Genomic DNA, 10,940 nt, shown 5'->3' with positions numbered 1-10,940 from the left:
GTGCCCGGTGAGCGCGACGCCGTCATCGCCGTCGGCTGGCAGGTCGCCGACCGCCGCTCGCTGCAACTGGTGCGCGAGACCCTGGAGAAGGCCGGCATCCTGGGCAAGGCCATGGGCCAGAACGCCGGCAACGTCCTCGGCAATGTACTGGGCGGTTTGCTGGGCAAGAAGTGAGCGCACATCGAAGGTGATGTGCGGCTAACGAACTGCGGCCCACAGCGATACACCCGTCGCTGTGGGCCGTTGTCTTATGACATCTCTCACCAACACCGCAATGCTGCGCATGTGAGTTTCACATCACCCTACGGTCACGTAAGGTATGGGCCGCGGCGGCAGGCCGGCGAGGGTACGACAGCATGACGCACGACACGAAGGGCATGTATATGGCAAAGGATCTGACTCAACTCGAGCTACTGCGGGAGTTGGAGCCGGTTGCCGCGGACAACGTCAACCGCCACCTCTCCCTGGCCAAGGAATGGCACCCGCACGACTATGTGCCGTGGGACGAAGGCCGCAACTTCGCCGCCATGGGTGGCGTCGACTGGGATCCCGAGCAGTCGAAGCTGAGTGAGCTCGCCAAGGCGGCCATGATCACCAACCTGCTCACCGAGGACAATCTGCCGTCCTACCACCGTGAGATCGCCGAGAACTTCTCCCAGGACGGCGCCTGGGGAACCTGGGTCGGCCGCTGGACCGCCGAGGAGAACCGGCACGGCATCGTGATGCGCGACTACCTGGTCGTCACCCGCGGCGTCGACCCCGTCGCCCTCGAGCAGGCCCGCATGATCCACATGACCAACGGGTTCGCGTCTCCCACAGAGCAGTTGGAGAGCCTGGACAACGCCGGGTTCCTGTTCTCGGTCGCGTACGTGACCTTCCAGGAGCTGGCCACCCGCGTCAGCCACCGCAACACCGGCCGCGTCTGCGACGACCCCATCGCCGACCGCATGCTGCAGCGCATCGCCGCCGACGAGAACCTGCACATGATCTTCTACCGCAACATGTGCGGTGCGGCCCTGGACCTCTCGCCCGACCAGACCCTCGAGGCCATCACCCTCATCCTGGAGAACTTCCAGATGCCGGGCGCCGGGATGCCGAACTTCCGTCGCAACGGTGTGCTGATGGCCAAGCACGGCATCTACGACCTGCGCCAGCACCTCGAAGAGGTGGTGAACCCGGTCCTCAAGAAGTGGCGGATCTTCGAGCGCGACGACTTCACTGCGCGCGGCGAGGAGACCCGTGAGCGGCTCGGCCTCTTCCTCGAGAAGCTGGGCAAGGACGTCGTGAAGTTCGAAGAGCAGCGCGACAAGATGCTGGCCCGCGAGGCCGCCAAGCGCGAGAAGGAATTGGCTTCCGCCGGAAGCTAGCGGTCGGGGGCTTCGCCCCCGAACCCCCATACAAAGAGCACGGCCCCTGCGGATTTCGGTCCCGGGGGCCGAGTTCTGCGTTACGGGGCGACTCACAGGAACCTCACCGGAGACCCCCAGTCCCGACGGTAGTGCCGGCGCGAATATGGAGAGATGAGCCTCGAGACCCGGGTCGGCGCCGCGAATGTGGTGCTGCTGCACGGGCAACCGGGTGACCGGTCCGACTGGGACGCGGTGCGCGCCCGGCTGCCGGGGACCGTCGCGGCGTTGGCGCTGGATCGGCCGGGGTACGGGGACAATCCGGATCCGGCGGGGTCGATCGAGGACAACGCGCGGTGGCTGCTCGCGCGGCTGGACCGCGACGACATCGAAAACGCCGTGCTGGTGGGACATTCGTACGGCGGGGCGGTCGCTTTGGCGGTGGCGGCGCTGGCGCCGGCGCGAGTTCGCGGGCTGGTGCTGGTCGCGAGTGTCGGGCCCGGCTGCCTCAGCACCTGGGACGGCGTGCTCGCCGCGCCCTTCGCGGGTGAGGCGCTCGCCCTCACCGCCTGGTCGGTGCTGCCGTGGCTGGCGCGGAAGGGACTGGACCGCAATCCATCCCGGATCAGCGCACCGGCCGCGGTGGGTCTACTGGCCGGGGTGCACCACCGGCACGGGCAGGTCTGGCGCAGCTTCCTGACCGAACAGCGCGAACTGTTCGACACGCTCGACCGATGGACGGACCGACTCACCGAGATCCGGATGCCGGCCTTGATCCTCGCCGACCCGGCCGATAAGGTCGTGCCGATCTCCACCTCCCGCGCCCTGAGCACGCAATTGCCCTGCGCCCGAATCGAACTGCTCAGCGGGGGTGGCCACCATCTTCCGCGACGACTGCCCGACGTCGTGGCCGCTCGGATTGGCGCCTTTGTCGACTCGCTGGAGTGAACCGATGCGCGGCACCCTGGTCGCGGTGCGCGAACGCGCCCGCACCCAGTTCCACACCGAACGCCGCCACCCGGCGCCCCGGCCGATCGGCCCGGGACAACCGCTGTGGCGGCAGGTCGCGGGCGAGGTGCGGTGGTCGTTCACGCCGCCCGCGCTGTGGCTCGAGGGCGTCGGCGCGAATGTGGTGCTGTCCGGGCTGTTTCTGCTCGTCTCCCCGCTGACCCTGCACCGGCACGGGTGGGGCGTGCTCGTCGGCGTCTACTTCGCGACCTTCGTACTGGCGGACGTCACCACCACGAATGTGCTCGGCGTGGACGCCGACCGGACCCGCCTCAGCCTGGCGGCCGGACTCGGGGTGCACCGGATCCTGCTCGTCAAGAACCTCGCGCTGCTGATCATCGTCGGACTGCCGACCCTGCTGGCCACCGCCGCGCTCACCATGAAAACCAGCGTGCACCCGACCATGCGGCGCACCGGCTTCTCGGTCGCCGATGTCGCGCTGCCCATCCTGGCCTGGCTCGGGGTCGGCAATATCGTCTCGGTGCTGCTCGCCGTGCGACCCCGCGCGCTCGGACAACGCTGGATCGCGCGCCGGCAGTGGCGCAGCACCGTGCCCTGGCTGACCCACTTGGTGCTGCCGTACGGGCTGTACTACTTCGTCCGGCCGATCGACGGCGAGCAGCGCGCCATTCTCGGCTACCACCTGGGCCGCACCATGTCCGGTGAGATGCGCGGCGCGATCCACCTCGGGGTCGGGCTCGCGGTGTGGCTGCTCGGCACCCTGATCGCGGTCGCCGTGGTGCGCCGGCGCGGGCTGCACGTGTGGTGAACCGTGTGACCGGGGGCACTGCGCGGGGTAGGCGGCTCTGGGCCCGGCCTCGCGAATGAGAGACTTGACGGCGTGACTGCCTCGCTGGATGCCCCCAAGACCGAGTTGCGGATCGGGCCCTACCCGCTCGACCCGCCCGTGGTGCTGGCTCCCATGGCGGGCATCACCAATGTCGCGTTCCGGACGCTGTGCCGGGAGTTCGGCAGCGACACCTCGCTGTACGTGTGCGAGATGATCACCGCGCGCGCCATCGTCGAGCGCAATGAGAAGACGCTCAACATGATGGCCTTCGGGCCCGACGAATCCCCGCGCTCCATGCAGCTCTACGGCGTCGACCCCAAGACGCTCGGCGAGGCCGTGCGCATCGTGGTGGGCGAGGGCTGGGCCGACCACATCGACATGAACCTGGGCTGCCCGGTGCGCAAGGTGACCCGCCTCGGCGGCGGCTCGGCCCTGCCCTACAAGCGGCGGCTGTTCCGCGAGATCGTGCGCGAAATGGTCGCGGCCGCAGGCGATGTCCCGGTCACCTTCAAGTTCCGAATCGGCATCGACGACGAGCACCACACCTACCTCGACACCGGGCGCATCGCCGAAGCCGAAGGCGCGGCGGCGGTTTCGCTGCACGCCCGCACCGCGGCGCAGCTCTACTCGGGGCAGGCCGACTGGAGCGCCATCGCCCGGCTCAAGGAGACCGTCACCAGCATCCCGGTGCTCGGCAACGGCGATATCTTCAGCGCCGACGACGCCCTGCGCATGATGGCCGAAACCGGTTGCGACGGCGTGGTCGTCGGCCGCGGCTGCCTCGGCCGCCCGTGGCTGTTCGGCGAGCTGAGCGCGGCCCTGCGCGGCGAGCCGATCCCGGCGGGCCCCACCCTCGGCAAGGTCGGCGAGATCCTCTACCGGCACGCCGCCCTGCTGGTGGAGCACGACGGCGAGGACAAGGCGATGCGCGATATCCGCAAGCACATGGCCTGGTATCTGATGGGCTTCCCGGTGGGTTCGGCGCTGCGCCGCCAGTTCGCCACCGTCACCAGCCTGAACCAGATCGGCGACCTGGTCGGGCAGCTCGATCCCGACGTGCCGTTCCCGGAGGACGCGCTCGGCCCGCGCGGGCGGCAGGGTTCGCCGCAGACCAAGGTGGCGCTGCCCGACGGCTGGCTCGACGATCCCGAGGACGCGACCGTGCCGACCGCCGCCGACGTCATGCACAGCGGCGGCTGATCACGCCGTTCGGCTCTCGATCTGGACAACGCCCGGCGCAGCTCCCGGGCGTAGCGCCGACACCCTGGCACACTTTCCGGGGCGCACCATCCGAACCCGTGGAATACCCGGATAAAGCACCGATATCGGACGTACCTCGATGGACATACGTTCGAGTGGTTGATCGTGGCGAAATCGTTATCATGGCCCTCGGTATCAAGAGCGAAGTGAGGTTCGTAGGTGGGTGACGATCGGTACGGGCGGACGCCCCGCTCTGGCGGCCGCGCCCCCTGGGAACGCCTGCCCGCGAATACCGACGATCCCGCCGACGGCGCCCGCCGCTCCCGGCATACCGACGACTCCGATTCCGCCGCCGCAGCACCGATCTCGGTCCAGGATCTCGTCGAACGCGTCGACAGCGAACGCCAGACCCGCCGCCGTCGCCGCGCCGCCGCCGACAGCAGCGCGCACGGCAATACCGGCGAACCGGTTGTCGCGCCGCCGGTCTCGGAGACACCGGCGATCGCCCCGCCGAATCTCCCGGGCCCCAACGGTTCCCAGCCCGGCAACGGTGCGCAGCCCCCGAACGGCGCCCAGCCCGGCAACGGTGCACCGCGGCCCGCACGCGACACCAGCCACCTGCGCCGCGTCGCCAATGCACCCGGCACCGGCAGCAATCGAGCCGTGCGCCCCGACCCGAGCGCCGACCCCGTCACCGAGGAACTGCCCCCGGTCACCGAGGCCACGCCGCCGCCACCCGTTCCGCCCGCCCAGCGCGCCAAGGCGCTGCTCGGACGCAAGGTCACCTCGCCCGCCGACTACCCCACCACCGCGCTACCCGCGCCGGTGGGAACCGAACCGGCCAAACGGATCTCACCGGCCCGCCGACGCCGCAACCGGCGGCTCGCCCTCGCCGGGCGCGCCTTCCTCGCGGTGATCGCCGTCGTCGCTCTCGTCGTCACCGGTGGCGGCTGGAGCTATCTGAAGGCCAAGGACAACAACTTCCAACAGGTTTCGGCCCTCGAGGACAACAACACCGACGTGGTCGACGTCGACGGGCAGACCGGCGACGAGAACTTCCTCATCGTCGGCACCGACACCCGTGCGGGTGCCAACGCCAGCCTCGGCGCCGGCAGCGTCGACGACGCCGAGGGCGCGCGCTCCGACACCGTCATGCTGGTCAACATCCCCGCCAACCGGGCCCGCGTGGTCGCCGTCTCCTTCCCGCGCGACCTGGACGTCACCCGCCCCGACTGCGAGGGCTGGGACAACGACAAGGCCACCTACAACGGCTCGAAATACCCTGGGGCCGTTGGCGACAAGCTCAACGCCACCTATGCCCTCGGCGGGCCCAAATGCCTGACCAAGGTGATCACCAAACTGTCCGGCCTGAAGATCAACCACTTCGTCGGCATCGACTTCTCCGGCTTCGAGTCCATGGTCGACGTGGTCGGCGGCGTCGAGGTGTGCACCACCAAGCCGCTCGTCGACGAGGTCCTCGGCACCGTGCTCACCACACCCGGCAAGCAGACCGTGAACGGTTCCACCGCACTGGATTACGTGCGCGCCCGGCACGTCTACGGCGAGGAGCGCAGCGACTACGACCGGATCAACCGGCAGCAGCGGTTCCTGTCCTCGCTGCTGCGCAGCGCGCTGTCGAGCAAGGTGCTCTTCGATCCGGGCAAGCTCAACGGCTTCATCAACGCCTTCGCCCAGCACTCGTTCATGGACAACGTCACCACCAAAGACCTGCTGACGCTGGGCCGTTCGATGCAGAAGATGCAGGCGGGAGCCATCACCTTCCTGACCGTCCCGACCGCGGGCACCACCTCGTACGGCAACGAGATCCCGCGCGAATCCGATATCAAGGCCATCTTCCGGGCCGTCATCGACGACCAGCCGCTGCCCGGCGAGAAGAAGACCGATGCCCCGGCCACCACCAGCGCGGCCCCCACCGCCAAACCCAAACTGCTGGCGGTGGATCCGAGCACCGTCTCGCTGCAGGTGTCCAACGGCTCCGGCCAGGCGGGCATCGCCGGCACGACCGCGACCAAGCTGGCCAATCAGGGCTTCCAGATCTACAGCACCGGCAACTACGCCGACGGCACCTCCGCCAAGACCAAGGTCCGCTACTCCGCCGGGCACGAGGCCGAGGCCGCGACCGTGGCCAGCGCCATCCCCGGCGCGACCCTGGAACCCGCGAGCGGACTCGGCAGCATCGTCGAGGTGGTCGCGGGCGCGGACTTCACCGGCACGGTGAAAGCGCCCACCGGCTTCGGCCAGGCCCTGCCCGACACGCCGACGGACTCCGGCGGACCGAGTGCGGCCCCGGTCACACTTCCGTCCGATCTCGAGCACGTCAACGCCGCCGACGACCTGTGCAAGTAAGCACCAGTCCCACTGAGCGGAACTGCGGTGACTTTGCTGGAACCGACCGGCACCGACGGTTAACCCGCAGTTGGTGACTTGGTCAGCGGTGCGCACTAATGTCTTGACCTATGCGTGTCATCTACAACGAACAAATGGCCGAGCTCGCCGATCTGCTCGGCGGCATGGCCGGGCTCGCCGGATCGGCGATGGAGCGGGCCACCCAGTCCCTGCTCAATGCCGATCTCGAGCTCGCGGAGCAGGTGATCAGCGAGTACGACCGTATCGCCGAGATGATTACGCTCGCCGAGGAGAAGGCCTTCGCGCTGCTGGCCCTGCAGGCCCCGGTCGCCGGTGATTTGCGGCAGGTCGTCAGCGCCATCCAGATCGTCGCCGATGTGAACCGGATGGGCGTGCTCGCCCTGCACGTCGCCAAGATGACCCGACGCCGCTTCCCCGCACACGCCGTGCCCGAGGCCGTCAACAGCTACTTCGCCGAAATGGGCCGGGTCGCCGTCAAGATGGGCGCCACCGCCAAGGAGGTGCTGGAGTCCCGCGATCCCGAGCGGGCCGCCAAGCTCACCGACGACGACGAGGCGATGGACGACCTGCGCAAGCACCTGTTCACGCTGATCATGGACCGCGACTGGCAGTTCGGCGTGGCCGCTGCCGTCGACGTGGCGTTGCTGGGCCGCTACTACGAGCGCTTCGCCGACCACGCCGTCGAGATCGGGCGTCGCGTGGTGTTCCTCGTCACCGGCGTGCTGCCGCCCGACCCCGACTCCGAGAAGGAGAGCATCTAGCTCTCGGGAAAAAGGGGTTTCAGGGGAAGCCCCTGAAACCCCACTTCCAAGGGCCGGAGGCCCTGTGGCGTCAGTCTTCGTCGGACTCGCGCCACCCCATCAGGAACGATTCACCCTTTTCCACCCGCCACGGAAGTGTCGCGGCCACGATGGCCGCGCATACCACCAGGGAACCGACCGCGATATAGGACGCGACCGTGGAACCCTGCATGGCCGCGACCTTCATGGCGTGGATCAGATCCGTCTTCGCCTGCGCGAGCAGCGGATTCACCGGGGCGTTCACGATCCCGATAATGCTGATCGGCGTATTGCTCGCCAGATCCTTCTGCTGTGCGTTCATGATCTGCGCGGGAATCGCACCGATCCGATCCGCGATATGACTCGTGTAGACCGAGGTCATCACAGAACCCAGCACCGCCACGCCCAGCGCACCGCCCACCTCGCGTGTGGTGTCGTTGACCGCCGAGCCCGCGCCCGCCTCCTCCAAAGGCACCGCGCCCATGATGGATTCGGTCGCGGGACCCTGAACGATGGCGAATCCCAGACCCATCAGGATCATGGACACCACCACCGGCCCCACATACGGCGTGTCGACCGTGGTGCGGCCCGCGATGTACATGGCAACCGCCAGAATCAGCAGCCCGGACACCACCATCGCCGTCGTGCCCACCCGCTGGGCCAGCAACGTGGCGATGGGCGCGCCGAAGCCGACCGCCACCGCGAAAGGCAGTGAGTGGATGCCGAATTCGAGCGGGGACAGCTCCTTCACGCCCTGGAAGTACTGGGTGATCAGGAACAGGAAGCCGAAGGCCGCGAAGTAGGACACCGTGATCGCCAGCGACGGCAGCGCGAAGCGGCGATTGCGGAACAGTCGCATATTCAGCACCGGGGTGGGCGTGCGCAGCTCCCAGCCCACGAACGCGGCCAGCAGCACGATCGAAACCAGGTAGCCCGCAAGGCTTTCGGTGGCCAGCCAGCCGTGCTTGGGCGCCTCGATGATGGACCACACCAGCGCGGTCACCCCGGCCAGCGAGAGCACGATGCCGACGCGGTCGAGCCGATCCACATGCTCCGCACGGGATTCCGGCACCGTCGCCAGCACCGCGGCGATGGCCACCAGCGCCACCGGCACATTGATCCAGAACACCGAATGCCAGGAGAAGTACTCCAGCAGCCAGCCGCCGACGGTCGGGCCGATGGCGATGGCGATGCCCGCCATGGCGGTCCACAGCGCGATGGCCGCGGCCCGCTCCCGCCGGGCGGTGAAGATATTGGTGAGCAGCGCCAGCGTGGCCGGGAAGACCACTGCCGCGAAGACGCCCATGCCGGCGCGGGCCGCGATGACCTGGCCGAGCCCGGACGACAACGCGCCCGCGGCGGACATGACGGCCACGCCGCTCAGGCCGATGATCATGAACAGCCGCCGCCCGTACCGGTCGCCGAGGTGTCCCATGGCCAGCAGCAGGCCGGAGAAGGCCAGGGTGAACGCGTCCACGATCCACTGCAGTCCGCTCATATCGGCCTGCAACTCCACGGCCATGGACGGCAGGGCCACATTGACCAGCGTGTTGTCCAGGACCACAAGCAGTTCCGCGAGACAGATCGCGACCAATGCCGCCACCTTGGCCCGCTGCGACAGTCCGGCCGCGGTTGTTCCGGATTTCAGGCTCGCCGTTGAGACAGTCATCCGACACCTCCTTACTAAACCGATCGGTTTACCATTGAGGTCAGACTAACTGTGACGAACGGTTGCACACAATCACCGCGCGGCCATATGACGGACGCCACACAGCACCCGCTTACGCACCACTACCTGCACAAATGAAACGACCCCTGCCAATGGCAGGGGTCGTAGACGCCGGAGAGTCTGTTGGTTATCCGAAGCGGCCGGAGATGTAGTCCTCGGTCTGCTTCTGCGACGGGTTCGAGAAGATCTTCTCGGTCTCGTCGATTTCGATCAGCTTGCCCGGCTTGCCCTGCGCCTCCAGGTTGAAGAACGCCGTCTGGTCACTCACACGCGCGGCCTGCTGCATGTTGTGGGTGACGATGACGATGGTGAACTCCTTCTTCAGCTCGGTGATCAGATCCTCGATCGCGAGCGTGGAGATGGGGTCCAGGGCCGAACACGGCTCGTCCATGAGCAGCACGTCCGGCGACACCGCGATGGCGCGCGCGATGCACAGACGCTGCTGCTGACCGCCGGAGAGGCCGCCGCCCGGCTTGTCCAGGCGGTCCTTGACCTCGTTCCAGAGGTTGGCGCCGCGCAGCGACTGCTCGGCCACCTCGTCGAGCTGGCCCTTGTTGCGCACGCCCTGCAGCTTCAGCCCGGCCACCACATTGTCGCGAATCGACATGGTGGGGAACGGGTTCGGCCGCTGGAACACCATGCCGATGGTGCGGCGCACGCCGACCGGATCGACCTGGGCGCCGTAGATGTCCTCGCCGTCGAGCAGCACCGCGCCCTCGACGCGGGCCTCCGGGGTCACCTCGTGCATGCGGTTGAGCGCGCGCAGCACGGTCGACTTGCCACAGCCGGAGGGACCGATGAACGCGGTCACGCTGCGCGGCAGCACCGTCAGACCGACATTGGCGACGGCGTGGAACTTGCCGTAGTAGATATTGAGGTCTTTGACATCAATTCGCTTGGCCATCAGTCTTTCCTTCTATCGGTTCCGCGTCAGCAGCTTGTTGACCGCAGCGGCGGCGGCGTACAGCAGCGCGATGATCAGGATCAGGGTCAGCGCCGCACCCCAGATGCGTTCGCGGCCGGCGGCCTCCGGGTTGGACAGCTCCTGGTACATCAGCAGCGGCAGCGAGGCCATATTGCCGTTGAAGACATCGAAGTTGATGGCCTTCGAGTATCCGACCAGCACCAGCACCGGCGCGGTCTCACCCATGACGCGGGCGACGGCCAGCAGCATGCCGGAGATCATGCCCGGGGCGGCGGTCGGAATGACGATCCGCACAATGGTTTTCCACTTCGGGATGCCGAGCGCGTAAGAGGCCTCACGCAATTCGTCCGGCACCAGCTTGAGCATCTCCTCCGTGGAGCGGACCACCACGGGCAGCATCAGCAGCACCAGGGCCAGCGACACCGCGAAGGCGCTCTGCTTGAACCCGAGGGTCGCGATCCACAGCGCGAAGATGAACAGCGCGGCCACGATCGAGGGCACACCGGCCAGGATGTCGACCATGAAGGTGGTGGTCTTGGCCAGCCAGCCCCGCCCGTACTCGACCAGGAAGACGGCGGCCATGATGCCCAGCGGCACCGCGATCACGGCCGCGATGCCCGCCTGGATGATGGTGCCGTAGATGGCGTGATAGACGCCGCCATCGTGCGAGTCCGGCAGCACGCCGTTCTGCGACTTGGTGAACCAGCCCGAGCGGGTCAGCGCGACCGCACCCTTCTGGATCACGATGAACAGCACCCACAGCAGCGGGACCAGG

The 10,940-nt window shown here is 67.9% G+C and carries 9 protein-coding genes; 6 read left to right on the top strand and 3 right to left on the bottom strand.

Features of this window, described 5'->3' with window-relative positions:
* Nucleotides 1–383: 383 nt before the first annotated feature.
* The 6 genes from ACWELQ_RS24475 to phoU all read left to right on the top strand — a co-directional run bounded on the left by ACWELQ_RS24475 (nucleotide 384) and on the right by phoU (nucleotide 7,493).
* Nucleotides 384–1,367 carry an acyl-ACP desaturase gene (locus ACWELQ_RS24475; RefSeq protein WP_452399383.1) on the top strand — a complete coding sequence of 328 codons (984 nt, stop codon included), beginning with the start codon at nucleotides 384–386 and terminating at the stop codon, nucleotides 1,365–1,367.
* 153 nt (nucleotides 1,368–1,520) lie between these two features.
* Nucleotides 1,521–2,294, top strand: coding sequence for an alpha/beta fold hydrolase (locus ACWELQ_RS24470; RefSeq protein WP_452399382.1), 774 nt, complete (start codon nucleotides 1,521–1,523; stop codon nucleotides 2,292–2,294).
* Nucleotides 2,295–2,298: 4 nt separating this feature from the next.
* The gene (locus ACWELQ_RS24465) at nucleotides 2,299–3,123 is read left to right on the top strand and encodes a hypothetical protein (RefSeq protein ID WP_452399381.1); all 825 of its coding nucleotides are present in this window, start codon (nucleotides 2,299–2,301) and stop codon (nucleotides 3,121–3,123) included.
* Nucleotides 3,124–3,195: 72 nt separating this feature from the next.
* Complete coding sequence (gene dusB / locus ACWELQ_RS24460) at nucleotides 3,196–4,344, top strand: tRNA dihydrouridine synthase DusB (protein WP_452399380.1); 1,149 nt, start codon at nucleotides 3,196–3,198, stop codon at nucleotides 4,342–4,344.
* A gap of 219 nt (nucleotides 4,345–4,563) precedes the next feature.
* Nucleotides 4,564–6,711, top strand: a complete 2,148-nt coding sequence (locus tag ACWELQ_RS24455) for an LCP family glycopolymer transferase (RefSeq protein WP_452399379.1) — start codon at nucleotides 4,564–4,566, stop codon at nucleotides 6,709–6,711.
* A 110-nt stretch (nucleotides 6,712–6,821) separates the two neighbouring features.
* Complete coding sequence (phoU, locus tag ACWELQ_RS24450) at nucleotides 6,822–7,493, top strand: phosphate signaling complex protein PhoU (protein ID WP_452399378.1); 672 nt, start codon at nucleotides 6,822–6,824, stop codon at nucleotides 7,491–7,493.
* A gap of 70 nt (nucleotides 7,494–7,563) precedes the next feature.
* Here the strand turns inward: phoU and ACWELQ_RS24445 are convergent, their stop codons facing one another.
* The 3 genes from ACWELQ_RS24445 to pstA form a co-directional block, all read right to left on the bottom strand.
* A complete protein-coding gene (locus ACWELQ_RS24445; protein ID WP_452399377.1) occupies nucleotides 7,564–9,180 on the bottom strand; it encodes an MFS transporter in 1,617 nt (538 codons plus the stop codon).
* A 187-nt stretch (nucleotides 9,181–9,367) separates the two neighbouring features.
* A complete protein-coding gene (pstB, locus tag ACWELQ_RS24440; protein WP_213558211.1) occupies nucleotides 9,368–10,144 on the bottom strand; it encodes a phosphate ABC transporter ATP-binding protein PstB in 777 nt (258 codons plus the stop codon).
* Nucleotides 10,145–10,156: 12 nt separating this feature from the next.
* Nucleotides 10,157–10,940, bottom strand: a 784-nt coding sequence (gene pstA, locus ACWELQ_RS24435) for a phosphate ABC transporter permease PstA (protein WP_452399376.1), incomplete at its 5' end; no start/stop codon positions are given.

The sequence above is a fragment of the Nocardia sp. NPDC004722 genome (genome assembly GCF_053601505.1).
Note: the sequence above shows the minus strand (reverse complement) of the source record. Positions and strands in the feature narration are given on the sequence as shown.

What these genes read in the sequence shown, in the direction of transcription:
- pstB (WP_213558211.1), bottom strand. Translation starts at nt 10,144, where the DNA reads ATGGCCAAGCGAATTGATGTCAAAGACCTCAATATCTACTACGGCAAG.
- ACWELQ_RS24470 (WP_452399382.1), top strand. Translation starts at nt 1,521, where the DNA reads ATGAGCCTCGAGACCCGGGTCGGCGCCGCGAATGTGGTGCTGCTGCAC.
- ACWELQ_RS24465 (WP_452399381.1), top strand. Translation starts at nt 2,299, where the DNA reads ATGCGCGGCACCCTGGTCGCGGTGCGCGAACGCGCCCGCACCCAGTTC.
- ACWELQ_RS24445 (WP_452399377.1), bottom strand. Translation starts at nt 9,180, where the DNA reads ATGACTGTCTCAACGGCGAGCCTGAAATCCGGAACAACCGCGGCCGGA.
- ACWELQ_RS24475 (WP_452399383.1), top strand. Translation starts at nt 384, where the DNA reads ATGGCAAAGGATCTGACTCAACTCGAGCTACTGCGGGAGTTGGAGCCG.
- phoU (WP_452399378.1), top strand. Translation starts at nt 6,822, where the DNA reads ATGCGTGTCATCTACAACGAACAAATGGCCGAGCTCGCCGATCTGCTC.